General features: G+C 71.4%; 14 protein-coding genes. 11 read left to right on the forward strand and 3 right to left on the reverse strand.

Going from position 1 to position 15,277, the window contains the following annotated elements:
- Nucleotides 1-455 precede the first annotated feature (455 nt).
- The 11 genes from ACZ4UV_RS42505 to ACZ4UV_RS42555 all read left to right on the forward strand — a co-directional run bounded on the left by ACZ4UV_RS42505 (nucleotide 456) and on the right by ACZ4UV_RS42555 (nucleotide 13,306).
- Entirely contained in the window at nucleotides 456-2,126 is a 1,671-nt protein-coding gene (locus ACZ4UV_RS42505; protein ID WP_390045972.1) for a CTP synthase, read from the forward strand.
- Nucleotides 2,127-2,212: 86 nt separating this feature from the next.
- Entirely contained in the window at nucleotides 2,213-2,839 is a 627-nt protein-coding gene (locus tag ACZ4UV_RS42510) for an NUDIX hydrolase (protein ID WP_351497828.1), read from the forward strand.
- Between the two features lie 195 nt (nucleotides 2,840-3,034).
- Nucleotides 3,035-5,110 (forward strand): tetratricopeptide repeat protein, encoded by a 2,076-nt coding sequence (locus tag ACZ4UV_RS42515; protein ID WP_451019214.1) that lies wholly within the window; start codon nucleotides 3,035-3,037, stop codon nucleotides 5,108-5,110.
- Nucleotides 5,111-5,245: 135 nt separating this feature from the next.
- Entirely contained in the window at nucleotides 5,246-6,370 is a 1,125-nt protein-coding gene (ald, locus tag ACZ4UV_RS42520; RefSeq protein WP_351497831.1) for an alanine dehydrogenase, read from the forward strand.
- A 405-nt stretch (nucleotides 6,371-6,775) separates the two neighbouring features.
- Nucleotides 6,776-7,903 (forward strand): ParA family protein, encoded by a 1,128-nt coding sequence (locus ACZ4UV_RS42525; protein WP_351497833.1) that lies wholly within the window; start codon nucleotides 6,776-6,778, stop codon nucleotides 7,901-7,903.
- On the forward strand, nucleotides 7,888-8,490 hold the full coding sequence (locus tag ACZ4UV_RS42530) for a hypothetical protein (RefSeq protein ID WP_390045975.1): 603 nt from the start codon (nucleotides 7,888-7,890) through the stop codon (nucleotides 8,488-8,490). The genes ACZ4UV_RS42525 and ACZ4UV_RS42530 overlap by 16 nt, the downstream gene beginning before the upstream one ends.
- An 18-nt stretch (nucleotides 8,491-8,508) precedes the next feature.
- Entirely contained in the window at nucleotides 8,509-9,603 is a 1,095-nt protein-coding gene (locus tag ACZ4UV_RS42535; RefSeq protein ID WP_451022847.1) for a segregation and condensation protein A, read from the forward strand.
- Complete coding sequence (gene scpB, locus ACZ4UV_RS42540; protein ID WP_351497839.1) at nucleotides 9,600-10,253, forward strand: SMC-Scp complex subunit ScpB; 654 nt, start codon at nucleotides 9,600-9,602, stop codon at nucleotides 10,251-10,253. Before ACZ4UV_RS42535 ends, scpB begins: the two co-directional genes overlap by 4 nt.
- Complete coding sequence (locus ACZ4UV_RS42545) at nucleotides 10,253-11,377, forward strand: pseudouridine synthase (protein WP_351497841.1); 1,125 nt, start codon at nucleotides 10,253-10,255, stop codon at nucleotides 11,375-11,377. Before scpB ends, ACZ4UV_RS42545 begins: the two co-directional genes overlap by 1 nt.
- A gap of 190 nt (nucleotides 11,378-11,567) precedes the next feature.
- On the forward strand, nucleotides 11,568-12,287 hold the full coding sequence (locus tag ACZ4UV_RS42550) for an NUDIX hydrolase (RefSeq protein ID WP_451021945.1): 720 nt from the start codon (nucleotides 11,568-11,570) through the stop codon (nucleotides 12,285-12,287).
- Nucleotides 12,284-13,306 (forward strand): ADP-ribosylglycohydrolase family protein, encoded by a 1,023-nt coding sequence (locus ACZ4UV_RS42555; protein WP_451021946.1) that lies wholly within the window; start codon nucleotides 12,284-12,286, stop codon nucleotides 13,304-13,306. Before ACZ4UV_RS42550 ends, ACZ4UV_RS42555 begins: the two co-directional genes overlap by 4 nt.
- 111 nt (nucleotides 13,307-13,417) lie before the next feature.
- Here ACZ4UV_RS42555 and ACZ4UV_RS42560 read toward each other — a convergent pair whose 3' ends face one another.
- The 3 genes from ACZ4UV_RS42560 to ACZ4UV_RS42570 are packed head-to-tail and all read right to left on the reverse strand — an operon-like array spanning nucleotide 13,418 to nucleotide 15,253.
- Nucleotides 13,418-14,161 carry a nucleotidyltransferase domain-containing protein gene (locus ACZ4UV_RS42560; RefSeq protein WP_451021947.1) on the reverse strand — a complete coding sequence of 248 codons (744 nt, stop codon included), beginning with the start codon at nucleotides 14,159-14,161 and terminating at the stop codon, nucleotides 13,418-13,420.
- A 22-nt stretch (nucleotides 14,162-14,183) separates the two neighbouring features.
- Nucleotides 14,184-14,672 (reverse strand): Rieske (2Fe-2S) protein, encoded by a 489-nt coding sequence (locus tag ACZ4UV_RS42565; protein WP_467845576.1) that lies wholly within the window; start codon nucleotides 14,670-14,672, stop codon nucleotides 14,184-14,186.
- Complete coding sequence (locus ACZ4UV_RS42570) at nucleotides 14,669-15,253, reverse strand: DUF6529 family protein (protein WP_390045984.1); 585 nt, start codon at nucleotides 15,251-15,253, stop codon at nucleotides 14,669-14,671. Before ACZ4UV_RS42570 ends, ACZ4UV_RS42565 begins: the two co-directional genes overlap by 4 nt.
- Nucleotides 15,254-15,277: the final 24 nt, after the last annotated feature.

Consider the following 15,277-nt stretch of genomic DNA (forward strand, 5'->3'; position numbering starts at 1 on the left):
GTCAAGGGGGGTTGTTGTTGTGCGTCGTTGAGCGGTGAAGCAAAGCAGCCCGCCCTGCCCGGAGGCAAAACGACAGTCATAGCTCAACGAACTGCCAAGCTCTCGTTGTTCCGGGAGTTACGGGCGGGGGTGTGCCGTCTTCTCCGGCCGGGCTCGGCAGCGAGTGTCCGAGCAGGATACGACGCACGTAGATGATCTGCGTGCCGCTCCGGGCAACCTGTGTGGGCCGAACGGGTGAGCCCTGGGTGAAAAGCCGGTAATGGAGGCTCCATGTCCGTGCCGACCTGTGTACGGAGCGTGGCCGGAAGCCATCTCTCCGCGGCGCTGATACCCTGGTAGCCCGTGGACCGGTGGGCGTGAATCCCCCGAACCGCAGCGACGGCACCACCCCGGAAACTCCAGGACGGCAGCCGTACCGCACGACAGACCGCGACCACGGGAGCCCCCTCTTGGCCATGCCGCCGAAATCTACGACGACCAAGCACATCTTCGTCACCGGGGGTGTCGCCTCCTCGCTCGGCAAGGGCCTGACGGCCTCCAGCCTGGGCATGCTGCTCAAGGCCCGGGGCCTGCGCGTCGTGATGCAGAAGCTCGACCCGTACCTGAACGTCGACCCGGGCACGATGAACCCCTTCCAGCACGGTGAGGTGTTCGTCACCAACGACGGTGCCGAGACCGACCTGGACATCGGCCACTACGAGCGTTTCCTTGACCGCGACCTGGACGGCTCCGCCAACGTCACCACGGGTCAGGTCTACTCCACGGTGATTGCCAAGGAACGGCGTGGCGAGTACCTGGGCGACACCGTCCAGGTCATCCCGCACATCACCAACGAGATCAAGCACCGCATCCGCCGCATGGCCACCGACGAGGTCGACGTCGTCATCACCGAGGTGGGCGGCACGGTCGGCGACATCGAGTCGCTGCCGTTCCTGGAGACCGTCCGCCAGGTCCGGCACGAGGTCGGCCGGGACAACGTCTTCGTGGTGCACATCTCGCTCCTGCCGTACATCGGTCCCTCCGGCGAGCTGAAGACCAAGCCCACCCAGCACTCCGTGGCCGCCCTGCGGAACATCGGTATCCAGCCGGACGCGATCGTGCTGCGCTGCGACCGCGAGGTCCCCACCGCCATCAAGCGCAAGATCTCGCTGATGTGCGACGTCGACGAGGCCGCCGTCGTGGCCTGCCCGGACGCCCGCTCGATCTACGACATCCCGAAGACCGTGCACGGCGAGGGCCTGGACGCCTACGTCGTCCGCAAGCTGGACCTGCCGTTCCGGGACGTGGACTGGCGGACCTGGGACGACCTGCTCGACCGCGTCCACAACCCCGACCACGAGATCACCCTCGCGCTGGTCGGCAAGTACATCGACCTGCCCGACGCCTACCTCTCGGTCACCGAGGCGCTGCGCGCCGGCGGCTTCGCCAACAAGGCCCGTGTGAAGATCAAGTGGGTGACGTCGGACGACTGCCGGACCCCGGCCGGCGCGGCGGCCCAGCTCGCCGACGTCGACGGCATCTGCATCCCGGGCGGCTTCGGCGACCGCGGTGTGCTCGGCAAGGTCGGCGCCATCCGCTACGCCCGCGAGAACCGGATCCCGCTGCTCGGCCTCTGCCTGGGCCTGCAGTGCATCGTGATCGAGGCCGCGCGCAACCTGGCCGGCATCCCGGACGCCAACTCCACCGAGTTCGACTCGGCCACCGGCCACCCGGTCATCTCCACCATGGCCGAGCAGCTGGACATCGTCGCCGGCGAGGGCGACATGGGCGGCACCATGCGCCTGGGCATGTACCCGGCCAAGCTGGCCGAGGGCTCCATCGTGCGCGAGGTCTACGACGGCAAGGAGTACGTCGAGGAGCGCCACCGGCACCGCTACGAGGTCAACAACGCCTACCGCGCGGAGCTGGAGAAGAAGGCCGGCATCCAGTTCTCCGGCACCTCCCCGGACGGCAAGCTCGTCGAGTACGTCGAGTACCCGCGCGACGTCCACCCCTACCTGGTCGCCACCCAGGCCCACCCGGAGCTGCGCTCCCGCCCGACCCGCCCGCACCCGCTGTTCGCGGGCCTGGTGAAGGCGGCCGTCGCGCGTCAGCAGGCCGAGGGCGAGCAGGCGAATTCGAAGTAACACACCAGTTGTACGGTGGCCGGGGTGCATACCTTCAAAGGGTGGGCACCCCGGTTTCATCTGTGCACTTCGAAGGGCGGCAGGGCATGACGATCAAGGACACCCCCGAGGAGTGGGAGATCCGCGCGACGGAGACCCCCTTCGTGGGCAACAAGACCTCCGTCCGCACGGACGAGGTCGTCATGCCCGACGGCTCGGTGGTCCGCCGCGACTACCAGGTCCACCCCGGCTCGGTCGCGATCCTGGCCCTCGACGAGGAGGACCGGGTGCTGCTCATCCGCCAGTACCGGCACCCGGTCCGGCAGAAGCTCTGGGAGATCCCGGCCGGCCTGCTCGACGTCCCCGGCGAGAACCCGCTGCACGCCGCCCAGCGCGAGCTGTACGAGGAGGCGCACGTCAAGGCCGAGGACTGGCGGGTGCTGACCGACCTGTACACCACCCCCGGCGGCTGCGACGAGGCGGTACGGATCTTCCTCGCCCGTGATCTCTCGGAGGCCGAGGGGGAGCGCTTCGAGACGGAGCACGAGGAGATCGACCTGGAGTACGCGCGCGTGCCGGTCGACGAGCTGGTGCGCCTTGTGCTCGCCGGCGACCTGCACAACAACTGCCTCGTGACGGGCGTCCTCTCGCTGGTCGCCGCCCGCACCGGCGACGGCCTCGACGCGCTGCGCCCGGCCGACGCGCCCTGGCCGGCCCGGCCCTTCGAGTCCTGAACCCTCCCGTCCGAGTCCTGAACCCACCCTCCGGGTGTACCGGTGTGACCATCGCCTGATCCGATCGGGCGATGTGCCCGCCGTGCTCCGCCGGGAAGGTCCGCGCACGTGAACTAGGCTCGATGCGATTGAGCCGAAACGCCCGAACCGGAGCCCCGGCGGGCCTGCGTGTGCGGTGGGACGGGAGTGTGGCCCGTGACGGATCAGGCGGTGGACACAGGCGGCGTACGGCGGTCGGCGCCCGCGGCCACGGACGACCGGTTCCTGGGCCGTACAAGGGAGTTGAAGGAGCTGCGCGCCGACATCGAGCGCGCGGGCCTGGACACCATCGCCGGCCGCAAGGCCCCCCGTGCCCGGGTGCTGCTGATCGCCGGCAGGCCCGGCTCCGGCCGCACCGCCCTCGCCGCGGAACTCGTCCGGCAGGTCGCCGCCGGCTACCCCGACGGCGTGTTGCGCGCCCGCCTCGCCGAGCCCGACGGCACCCCGGTCCCCGTCGAGCGCACCGCCCGCGACCTCCTCACCGCCCTGCGGCTGCCCACCCCGCCCGGCGCCGCCGCGGACGACCTCACCCACGCCCTGCGCACGGCCCTCGCGGGGCGCCGGATGCTGCTCCTCCTCGACGACGCGCCCGGCGCCGAGGAGGTCGACGTCCTGCTCCCCGACAGCCCGGACTGCCTGGCCGTCGCCGTCTCCGGCGGCCCGCTCACCGGGATCTCGGACGTCCGCCCGTGCACCCTGGGCGGCCTCGACACCAAGTCGGCCGTGGAACTGCTCAGCCGGTACACCGGGTCGGTCCGCATCACCGTCGACCCCCGGTCCGCCGAGTCGCTGGTCGAGGTGTGCCAGGCCCAACCCGCCGCGCTGGCCCTGGCCGGCGGCTGGCTCGCCGCCCGCCCCCAGGCCGCCGTCTCCGACCTCGCCAAACGGCTGCACGCGGAGCCGGACGACGGTACGGCGCTGGCCCGGGTCTTCCGGTTCGTGCACGAACAGCTGCCGGACCGGTCCGCGCGGATACTGCGCCTCCTCAGCCTGGCCCCGGCCGGCCTGGCCGACCCGCACACCGCCTCGGCCCTGGCCGGCTGCTCGGTCGACACCGCCCGCACCACCCTGGACGAGTTGGTCCGCCTCGGCCTGCTGCACACCGTGGGCTCCCCGCTGCCCCAGTACGAGGTCCCCGGCTGCCTGCACCCGCTGCTCCTGCTGCTGGCCGAGAGCCACGAGCGGGCCGGCGAGCTCCAGCTGGCCCGCGCCCGGATGCTGGAGCGCACGGTACGGCTGCTGCAGTCCTGCAGGGCGATCACCGAGACCGACAACCCGCAGGCCCGCGAGAAGCTCCAGGCCCTGCCGCGCGAGCTGCGCTTCCCGACCCCCAGGGCCGCCGCGCAGTGGCTGCGCGTCCGGCGCCCGGCCCTGCTGGCCGCCGCCCGCGCGGCGGTCGCCGACGGCGAGCTCGACACGCTGGCCCGCCGCCTGATGGCGCAGCTGGTCAAGGCCATGGTGGCGCACCTCGGCACCCAGGCCGCGGCCCCCGACCTGTACGGCATCCACGGGCTCGTCCTCGATGTCGCCCGGCGCCGGGACCTGCCCCGCGAGCAGGCCGCGGCGCTGCTGAACCTCGGCGACCTGGACGCGCAGACCGGGCGGACGGCGGATGCACTGGTGCGGTATCGGTCTGCTTTGGACGCCGGACGCAGAGCAAATGACCCGTACGCGACCGGTCGCGCAATGGAATCCGTAGGCGGCACCTACCAGGAGATGGGGGACTACGACCGGGCCGCCGACTGGTTCGGCCGGGCCCTCGCCGAGCGCCTGGCCCGGGGCGAGCGTGCCGAGGCCGCCCGGCTCTACGGCCGTATCGCCGGCGCGCACACCTACGCGGGCCGCTACGGCGAGGCGCTGCGGGCGTGGCGGGCGGCCGTTTCCGGCCACCGCAAGAACGGTGATGTGCCCGCGCAGGCAAGGGCGTTGAGCGAGCTGGCCCGGGTCCAGGAGTACGCGGGACGGCCCGAGGAGTCGCTGCGTACCTGCCAGGAGGCGGTGGAGTGGGCGCGCCGCGCCGAGGACACCCGGCTCCAGGCCGCGCTCCAGCTGCGACTCGCCGACACGCTGGAGCGCCTCGGCGACTCCACCGCCGCGAGCCTGCACCGCTCGGCCGCCGAGCGCATGCTGGGGGAGGAGCCACCGGACCTCTTCGGCCCCTCGGACCCCGACTCCGAGCCGGAACACGGCCCTAACGCCTACGAAATCCGTAGTGCATCCGGCGAAGATTGATGCAATGAAAGGCTAGACAGTCGGAACGCCTTCATTAAACTGGCTCTGCCGCCGGTTCTTCCGCGGTGTCTCCTGGTATGCCGCCGCATGCCGGGTATGCGTGTCTATGCCCCCACACCCTCTGAGCCAAGGACCGTGATCGACGTGAAGGTCGGCATCCCCCGCGAGGTCAAGAACAACGAGTTCCGGGTGGCCATCACCCCGGCCGGCGTGCACGAGCTCGTGCGCCACGGCCACCAGGTCGTCATCGAGCGCGGCGCAGGTCTCGGTTCCTCGATCCCGGACGACGAGTACGTCGCCGCCGGCGCCGCGATCCTGGACACCGCGGACGAGGTGTGGGCCACCGCCGACCTGCTGCTGAAGGTCAAGGAGCCGATCGCGGAGGAGTACCACCGCCTCCGCAAGGACCAGACCCTCTTCACCTACCTGCACCTGGCCGCGTCCAAGGAGTGCACGGACGCCCTCCTGGAGTCCGGCACCACGGCGATCGCCTACGAGACCGTCGAGCTGCCCAGCCGCGCGCTCCCGCTGCTCGCGCCCATGTCCGAGGTCGCGGGCCGGCTCGCCCCGCAGGTCGGCGCCTACCACCTGATGCGCGCCGCCGGCGGCCGTGGCGTCCTGCCCGGCGGTGTCCCGGGTGTGCTGCCCGCGAAGGCCGTCGTCATCGGCGGCGGCGTCTCCGGCTGGAACGCCGTGCAGATCGCCATCGGCATGGGCTTCGACGTGACCCTGCTCGACCGCGACATCAACAAGCTGCGCGAGGCCGACCGGATCTTCGGCACCAAGGTCAAGGCCGTCATGTCCAACGCCTTCGAGCTGGAGAAAGCCTGCCTGGAGGCCGACCTCGTGGTCGGTGCGGTGCTCATCCCGGGCGCCAAGGCCCCGAAGCTCGTCACCAACGAGCTGGTCTCCCGCATGAAGCCGGGAAGTGTCCTTGTCGACATCGCGATCGACCAGGGCGGCTGCTTCGAGGACTCCCGCCCCACCACGCACGCCGAGCCGACCTTCAAGGTCCACGAGTCGGTCTTCTACTGCGTCGCCAACATGCCGGGCGCGGTGCCGAACACCTCCACCTACGCGCTCACCAACGCCACGCTCCCGTACATCGTCTCGCTCGCGGACAACGGCTGGGTCGAGGCGCTGCGCCGCGACGCCGCGCTCGCCAAGGGCCTCAACACCCATGACGGCAAGGTCGTCTACAAGGAGGTCGCCGAGGCGCACGGCCTGGAGCACGTGGACCTCGACACGCTCATCGGCTGAGCCGGCCCGGACGGGCAAGTCACCTTTTCGTAAAGGCGATACGTCAACAAGCCGCGTCAATCGCGCACATCCGGCCGGACCTTGCCCGACAAGGTCCGGCCGGATGTGTGTATGGTCACTTTGCGACTTGCGGTCAACTCGCCTCGAACGTAACCCTTCGACCGATTCGCACACCGGTGAAACCTGCTGTGCGACGGCCGTACGCCCTTGACAGCGGGATGTTTCATTGCCGACACATCCTGCCGGGTCCGGCGGATTGTGTTGCTGCGAACGCCCGACACGCCATAGAGTCGCCAACCGTCGGCATAGTGCCACGCTGACCTGTCTAGAAGTTTCCTGGTCACCAAGGAGGTAAGACGACTTGTGAATGAGTCGACATTTTCTCCCGGGGGTGGTCAACCAGGAATGCCGGTACGGGACCAGGGTCCCGCGGGGTTCGAGGCTGTCGGCTCCGTCGCGGTGCGTACCTTCGCAGCAGCCCGGACTCCGCTGACCACGCGGACAGCACACCAGAGCATGGATGGCCATCACGTGAACGCCATGGCCGGCGACGGAAGTGGCGCGCCCCACAACCAATTCGCCGACTACGACGAACTGCCCGACGGGCACTTCTACGACCCCGACGCCGAGTACGAGCCCGATCCGGAGTACGCGGCCACGCTCGCGCCCGACGCGGCCCGCCAGCGCCGCGAGCGCGTCGGCCCGACCGGCCGCCCGCTGCCGTACTTCCCGATCCCGGGCCCGGTGACCAGTCACGGCCCCGCGACGATCATCGCGATGTGCAACCAGAAGGGCGGCGTCGGCAAGACCACGTCGACCATCAACCTGGGTGCCGCGCTCGCGGAGTACGGCCGGCGGGTGCTGCTCGTGGACTTCGACCCGCAGGGCGCGCTGTCGGTCGGTCTCGGCGTCAACCCGATGGAGCTCGACCTCACCGTCTACAACCTGCTCATGGAGCGGGGCATGGCGGCCGACGAGGTCCTCCTGAAGACCGCGGTCCCCAACATGGACCTGCTGCCCTCCAACATCGACCTGTCGGCCGCCGAGGTCCAGCTGGTCTCCGAGGTCGCCCGCGAGTCGACGCTGCAGCGCGCCCTGAAGCCGCTGATGCCCGACTACGACTACATCGTGATCGACTGTCAGCCCTCGCTCGGCCTGCTCACGGTCAACGCGCTGACGGCGGCTCACAAGGTGATCGTGCCGCTGGAGTGCGAGTTCTTCGCCCTGCGTGGTGTGGCCCTGCTGACCGAGACCATCGAGAAGGTCCAGGAGCGGCTCAACCCGGAGCTGGAGCTCGACGGCATCCTCGCCACGATGTACGACTCGCGCACGGTCCACAGCCGTGAGGTGCTGGCCCGTGTGGTCGAGGCGTTCGACGACCACGTCTACCACACGGTCATCGGCCGCACGGTCCGCTTCCCGGAGACCACGGTCGCCGGCGAGCCGATCACCACGTACGCCTCCAACTCCGTCGGTGCCGCCGCCTATCGCCAGCTCGCCAGGGAGGTGCTCGCCCGGTGTCACGCCGAGTGAGTCTGCCCGGGGCCGACGAACTGTTCCGTACGACCGGGGGGATGGCGCTGCAGCCGTCCACCCCCAGGCGCCCGGCCAACGGCGAGGCCCGGGTGCCGGCTCCCGCGACTCCCGTGGGGGAGAACGACGACACGGCGGCCGAGGCCGCGGACGACGCGCCGCACGCGGTGCCCGTGCAGGGCGGCGACGGCGAGGGCGCGGAGCACGTGGCGGCGGAGGCCGAGCCGGCGGACGCCGGGGAGTCCCGCAACCGCGTGGCGTCGGCCACGGTGGCGCCGTCCGGGCCGCGCCGGCCGGGGCCGCAGGAAGGTTCTGGCGCCGACGCCCAGGCCCAGCCGCGCAAGCGCGGGGGCAGGGCGCCCGCCCGGCGGCCCAGCGGGCGGGAGCGGCACGACGAGAAGATCACCGTGTACGTCTCCGCCGAGGAGCTGATGGACCTGGAGCACGCCCGTCTCGTGCTCCGGGGCGAGCACGGGCTGGCCGTGGACCGGGGCAGGATCGTCCGCGAGGCGGTCGCCGTGGTCCTCGCCGACCTGGAGTCCCGCGGGGACGCGAGCATCCTCGTACGACGGCTGCGCGGGCGGTAGGGGTAGCCTGCGGGGGCTATGACCTCGAACGACGTTTCCGCTTCCGGTGCCGGCTCCGGCGGACGTCGGCGTGCGTTGGGGCGGGGGCCGGGAATTTCGCCTCCGGCGCCGGAAGCAGTGCCGTTGCTGGACGAGGGGCCGTCGTCGGCCGAGGTCGTGGCTCCTGCTGAGGCCGGTGGGGCGTTGTGCCCACCCGTTCCTCCCCCAGTGCCTGCAGGGCCTGGGGGGACCCCCAGCGGAACGCCTGCCCACAACGCCGGGGCGCCTGATGAGGAGCCCGGCGCTGCCGAGCCGCAAGACGTTCCCGACGGCGTCTTCAAGGTCCGGCTCGCCAACTTCGAGGGGCCCTTCGACCTGCTCCTCCAGCTGATCTCCAAGCACAAGCTGGACGTCACCGAGGTCGCGCTCTCCAAGGTGACCGACGAGTTCATGGCGCACATCCGGGCCATGGGGCCGGACTGGGACCTGGACCAGACGACCGAGTTCCTCGTCGTCGCCGCCACGCTGCTCGACCTGAAGGCCGCCCGGCTGCTGCCCGCCGCCGAGGTCGAGGACGAGGCCGACCTCGCGTTGCTGGAAGCCCGGGACCTGCTGTTCGCGCGGCTGCTGCAGTACCGGGCGTACAAACAGATCGCCGACATCTTCAACCGGCGCCTGGACGACGAGGCCCGCCGCTGGCCCCGTACGGTCGGCCTGGAGCCGCACCTCGCCGAGCTGCTGCCCGAGGTCGTCATCAGCATCGGTCCTGAGGGGTTCGCCAAGCTCGCGGTCAAGGCGATGCAGCCCAAGCCCAAGCCGCAGGTGTACGTCGACCACATCCACGCCCCGCTGGTCAGTGTGCAGGAGCAGGCCGGGATCGTGGTGGCGCGGCTGCGCGAGCTGGGGGAGGCCAGCTTCCGGGTGCTCGTCGAGGACACCGACAGCACGCTCACCGTCGTCGCCCGTTTCCTGGCGCTCCTGGAGCTGTACCGGGAGAAGGCCGTCGCCCTCGACCAGGAGACCGCCCTCGGGGACCTGATCGTGCGGTGGACCGGCGGGGACGGGGGGACCCAGCCGACGGTGACCGACGAATTCGACCGGCCGCCCGAGCCGCCCAAGGAGGAGAAGGCGTGAGTGAGGAGACCACGGAGCTGCCGGCGGGGCTGCGGCCCGTCGCCGAGCTCGACCTCAAGCCGGCCCTGGAGGCGGTGCTCATGGTCGTGGACGAGCCGGCCACAGCCGAGCACCTGTCCAAGCTCCTGGAGCGGCCGAAGCAGACGATCACGAAGGCGCTGCGGGCGCTGGCCGAGGAGTACACCGCGCAGGGCCGCGGCTTCGAGCTGCGGTTCGTCGCGGGAGGCTGGCGCTTCTACACGCGCGGCGAGTACGCGCCCGCCGTCGAGCGGCTGGTCCTGGAGGGGCAGACCGCCCGGCTGACCCAGGCCGCCCTGGAGACCCTCGCGGTCGTCGCGTACCGCCAGCCGGTGAGCCGCAGCCGGGTCTCCGTCGTACGCGGGGTCAACTGCGACGGTGTGATGCGCACCCTGCTCCAGCGCGGTCTGGTCGAGGAGGCGGGCGCGGAACCCGAAACAGGTGCGATCCTGTACAGGACGACGAACTACTTCCTGGAGCGGATGGGCCTGCGCGGCCTGGACGAGCTCCCGGAGCTCGCGCCCTTCCTCCCGGAGGCCGAGGCGATCGAGGCCGAGACCCAGGAGGGCGTGCCGTCGTTCGATCCGGACGCTCCGGATTCCGAGGACGCAGACGACAAGACGGAACTTTGATGCGAAGCAGCAGCGGCAGGAACAGCAGCGGAAACAACGGCGGGAGCCGTGGTGGCAACAGCGGCGGCCGCGGCGGGAGCAGCGGTGGCCGCGGTAACTACCGCGGCGCCGGAAACGCCCGCGACGACAAGCAGGGGGCCGGCCGGCCGAAGAAGCCGCGCCCGGAGGAGCGGCGCTACGACGTAGGCCCGGGCGCCACCCAGGACGGCCCGAAGTCGGGCCGTGGCGCCTCGGCGCGCGGCGGCGCCAAGGGCGGGCCCCGGCAGAGCCAGGGCACGGGCCGCGGCCGGACGGCTCCGGCGAGCTCCCGTGAGTACGACGCCCGCGCCGAGGAGCGCAACCGGGAGCGGTACGCCGGCAAGAAGGACGTGAAGCTCCCGAAGACCTTCCCGGGCGCCGAGCAGGAGGGCGAGCGGCTCCAGAAGGTCCTCGCCCGCGCGGGCTACGGCTCCCGGCGCGCCTGCGAGGAGCTGATCGAGCAGGCTCGCGTCGAGGTGAACGGCGAGATCGTCCTGGAGCAGGGCAAGCGCGTCGACCCGGAGAAGGACGAGGTCCGCGTCGACGGGCTGACCGTCGCCACGCAGTCGTACCAGTTCTTCTCGCTGAACAAGCCGGCCGGTGTCGTCTCGACCATGGAGGACCCGGACGGCCGGCAGTGCCTCGGCGACTACGTCACCAACCGGGAGACCCGGCTCTTCCACGTGGGGCGCCTGGACACCGAGACCGAGGGCGTCATCCTGCTCACCAACCACGGCGAGCTGGCGCACCGGCTGACCCACCCCAAGTACGGCGTGAAGAAGACCTACCTCGCGCACATCGTGGGCCCCATCCCGCGCGACCTCGGCAAGAAGCTCAAGGACGGCATCCAGCTGGAGGACGGGTACGCGCGCGCGGACCACTTCCGGGTCGTCGAGCAGACCGGCAAGAACTACCTCGTCGAGGTCACCCTGCACGAGGGGCGCAAGCACATCGTGCGGCGCATGCTGGCGGAGGCCGGGTTCCCGGTCGACAAGCTGGTGCGGGTCGCCTTCGGGCCCATCACCCTCGGCGACCAGAAGTCGGGCTGGCTGCGCCGCCTGTCCAACACCGAGGTCGGGATGCTCATGAAGGAAGTCGACCTCTAGACCCTACGAACCCCGTACAGGGGTGTGTGCGGCTTTCTGGCGGCCGGTTCCGGGCATCCCGGGACCGGCCGCCGCCGTATCCGTCAGCGGGGCTCCGGTGGTCCCTGAGGGATTGCGCGGTCCCGGCGGATTTCTTTATAGTCGCAGAGACTATTACTCGCACCGATCATCGAGGGGGGTGGACGGGCGCATGCAGGGCTACGACAAGTACGCCTTCGAACCCTTCGCCGTCACCGTCGACCTCGCCGTCCTCACCCTCCGCGCCGGAGCCCTGCACGTGCTGCTCGTCGAGCGCGGGCAGGAGCCGTACGCCGGACAGTGGGCGCTGCCCGGCGGCTTCCTGCTGCCGCGGGAGTCGGCCGAGGCGGCGGCCCGGCGGGAACTCGCCGAGGAGACCGGACTGTCGGACGTGTCCGGACTGCATCTGGAGCAACTGCGCACCTACAGCGGGCCCGACCGGGACCCGAGGATGCGGGTCGTCTCCGTCGCCTTCACGGCGCTGCTGCCCGACGCCCCCGAGCCGCACGGCGGCGGGGACGCGGCCCAGGCGCGCTGGCTGCCGTACGACCCGGGCCGGCCGCTCGCCTTCGACCACGACCGGATCCTGGCCGACGCCCACGAACGGGTCGGCGCCAAGCTGGAGTACAGCTGTCTCGCCACCGCCTTCTGCCCGCCCGAGTTCACGCTCGGCGAGCTGCAGCACGTCTACGAGACCGTGTGGGGCGTCGCGCTGGACCGCCCCAACTTCCGCCGCAAGGTGCTCGCCACCCCCGACTTCGTCGAACCCGTCCCCGGCGCCGCCCGGCTGACCGGCGGCCGCGGCAAACCGGCCGCCCTCTACCGCGCGGGCACCGCCACCGCGCTGCACCCGCCCCTGCTCCGCCCGACCCGGGAAGGACGCCCCGCATGACCACGAACATCGGCGACAAGCGCGCCGCCACCGGCTCCCTGATCGGCCTCGCCCTCGGGGACGCGCTCGGCTTCCCCACCGAGTTCAACGACGTGCCCTCCATCCTCGCCAAGTCCGGACCGTGGCGGGAGATGGCGCTGCCGAGCCCGGCCGTCGTCTCCGACGACACCCAGATGACCCTCGCCGTGGGACACGCGATGCGCACCGCGATGGACCGCGGAGTACTCGCGCCCGAGCACCTGGAACGGCCGCTGCGCGACGAGTTCGTGGCCTGGTACGAGTCGCCGGACAACAACCGGGCGCCGGGCAACACCTGTCTGCGTGCGTGCGCGCTCCTGAAGGACGAGGACCGCGCCTGGCAGGACGCCAGCCAGATCGACTCCAAGGGCTGCGGCGCCAACATGCGGGTCGCGCCCCTCGGACTCGCGCCCGGCCTGAGCGACGAACAGCGCGCGGGGGCCGCCCAGTTGCAGGCCGCGCTCACCCACGGCCACCCCACCGCCCTGGCCGCCTCCGACCTCACCGCGCGCGCCGTGCACCTGCTCGCGCAGGGAGCCGAACCGGACGGGCTCGTCGGGCAGTTGCGGTCGTACGCCCACGAGAACCGCACCCGCTACCACCACACCTGGCTCGGCGACCTGTGGACGCGCAGCCAGGACGCGACCCCCGAGGAGTTCACGGCGCGCGGCTGGGACGAGTGCCTGGAGATCCTCGACCGGCTCCAGGAGGCCGTGCGGACCGCCTCGCCGGAGGCCGACCCGTGCCTGGCCACCGGTGCCGGCTGGATCGCCGAGGAGTCCCTGGCCACCGGTCTGCTCTGCTTCCTGCTCTTCCCCGGCGAGCCGCTGCTCGCCCTGCGCCGGGCCGCCTGTTCCTCCGGCGACTCGGACTCGATCGCCTGCCTCACCGGCGCCTTCGCGGGCGCGTCGCAGGGCGCGGACGCCTGGCCGACGCAGTGGGCCGACCGGATCGAGTACGGCGGCGACCTGCTCACCCTGGGCGCGCTCTGGGACGCCTGAGTGCGGTGCGCCACGGCGTCCGGACGGACCTCCTCACCCGTTGTCGGGCACGCGCGCGTGGAGGCCGACGTCGAGCGGCTGCACGTGCTGCTCGACGAGGCGTGGAACGGTTCAGCGCTGCCCGACGCGGCCGGTGCGCACGACGCCCTGCACGACCTGGTGATCCGCGTGCGTCCGGAGGGCTGAGTCCCGGCGCGCCCGGAAGAGGAAGTCGGCCACGCGCGCGTGGTCCGGTTCCGCCGGGAGTGGGGTGCCGTGCAGGGCCCGCTCGGTCTCCGCGGCGAGCCGGGCCATCCGGGACTCGACCTCCGGCCAGGAGACCTCGCCCCGCTTCACCGCCAGGAACTCCGCGCGCCGGTCGCCGACGTCGATCGTCAGCTCGCCGGTGCGCAGCAGGTCGCGGGCGCTCGTCAGGAGCCGCAGCAGGTGCATCGCGTGCTTCCAGCGCGGGGCGCCGTGCGTCCGGACGTCCGCGTCGAGCTTCCGGCGCTGGCCGAGGGCGTAGCGGGTGAACGTGTCGTAGGCGCGCCGGGAGAGGAAGGCGTCGCGCAGCGCGAGGAGTTCGCGACCCGTCTCGTCGATGTGCTCGACCAGGGGCGAGTGCAGGCACTCCAGGATGTTCGGATTGGCCCGCAGCGCCAGCTCGCAGAACCGCTCCAGCTCCCAGGAGAACCGCTCCTCGCCCGGCCCCTCGGCATGCGTGGGCGGCTTCTCGAAACCCCAGAACAGCGGAGTGGGGGCGAGGAACACACCCCGGCGGTCGGTGTCGCTGCCCTCGGTGGCCAGGCCGAAGGCCCGCGACCCCATGACACAGGCGTAGATGGTGTGGTCGCGTACCAGGTCCTCGGGCTGCATGCCCGGGAGCGTACGTGGCCGGTCAGCCCAGGGTGATCGAATTTCCGCTCACCGTGATCGACTCGGCCGGCAGCGGCCTCGTCGCCGGGCCGTGGGCGACCGAGCCGTCGGCGATGTGGAACTTGCTGCCGTGGCAGGGGCAGTCGATGGTGCCGTCCGCCACCTTGGCCACGGTGCAGCCCATGTGGGTGCAGATCGCCGAGAAGGCCTTGAACTCGCCCTTCCTCGGCTGGGTCACCACGATCTTCTGGTCCTTGAAGATCGTGCCGCCGCCCTCCGGGATCTCACTCGTCTGCGCCAGCGCACTCCCGGCGGCCGCGCTCGCGGACCCGGAGGCGGACGATCCGGCGGTGGGCGACGCCGCGGAGGCGGTGGGCGTCTCGGACGAGGTGGGCGTCGCGGTCGAGCTGGAGGAGCCGTTGCCGTTGTTGTTGCCGCAGCCCACGCAGGTCGCGGCGAGCGCCGCGGTACCCGTCGCGAGCATGGTGCGCCGAGTGGAGCCCTCGGTCATGTCGTCACCCCGAACGTGCGGAAGAACCAGAATGCGGACGTCAGCCAGACGAGCGTGAGCACGGCGAACACCAGCCCACCGACGATCGGCAGCAGCCAGCCAGGGAGTCGCTCCCAACGGAGCAGCAGCATCTTGGCACTGAAAACGCCGAAGAAGAAGCAACCCAGGATGGAGTGCCACAAAACGCGTGTTTCGTACGTCTGATAGCCCAACGCGTACAGGCAGTGCACCGCCACGGGGACGGCGACCAGGAAGGCGATCCGCCCCGACCAGCGGTGCAGGCCCGAGGCCCAGCGTGGTCCCGGCAGCTTCCCGTACAGCATCAGCGCGGAGACCAGCTGGACGAGCGCGAAGAAGAGCGCGATCGAGGCCAGCCACGTCTTCCCGGCGAATGTGCTGCTGAAGGCGCCGAGGCCGAAGACGGCCCCGGTCGGGTGGTGGACCCTGCCGTACACGCCGAGGGCGACCGCGACCGCGCCGGCCACCAGGACGGGGACGAGATAGCGGGCGGGGTTCGGGCTTCGGCGGTTCGGCTCGGGCGGCGGCCAGCTCTGGGTGGCGGCGTTCGGGTCGACGCTCATGTCGGCTCCCTCGGGTCACGGCCG

Source organism: Streptomyces sp. NPDC028289, assembly GCF_055565975.1.

Coding starts and splice junctions, on each gene's coding strand:
- ACZ4UV_RS42505 (WP_390045972.1), top strand. CDS start 456: ATGCCGCCGAAATCTACGACGACCAAGCACATCTTCGTCACCGGGGGT.
- ACZ4UV_RS42510 (WP_351497828.1), top strand. CDS start 2,213: ATGACGATCAAGGACACCCCCGAGGAGTGGGAGATCCGCGCGACGGAG.
- ACZ4UV_RS42525 (WP_351497833.1), top strand. CDS start 6,776: ATGCCGGTACGGGACCAGGGTCCCGCGGGGTTCGAGGCTGTCGGCTCC.
- ACZ4UV_RS42535 (WP_451022847.1), top strand. CDS start 8,509: ATGACCTCGAACGACGTTTCCGCTTCCGGTGCCGGCTCCGGCGGACGT.
- ACZ4UV_RS42545 (WP_351497841.1), top strand. CDS start 10,253: ATGCGAAGCAGCAGCGGCAGGAACAGCAGCGGAAACAACGGCGGGAGC.
- ACZ4UV_RS42550 (WP_451021945.1), top strand. CDS start 11,568: ATGCAGGGCTACGACAAGTACGCCTTCGAACCCTTCGCCGTCACCGTC.
- ACZ4UV_RS42555 (WP_451021946.1), top strand. CDS start 12,284: ATGACCACGAACATCGGCGACAAGCGCGCCGCCACCGGCTCCCTGATC.
- ACZ4UV_RS42560 (WP_451021947.1), bottom strand. CDS start 14,161: ATGCAGCCCGAGGACCTGGTACGCGACCACACCATCTACGCCTGTGTC.
- ACZ4UV_RS42565 (WP_467845576.1), bottom strand. CDS start 14,672: ATGACCGAGGGCTCCACTCGGCGCACCATGCTCGCGACGGGTACCGCG.
- ACZ4UV_RS42570 (WP_390045984.1), bottom strand. CDS start 15,253: ATGAGCGTCGACCCGAACGCCGCCACCCAGAGCTGGCCGCCGCCCGAG.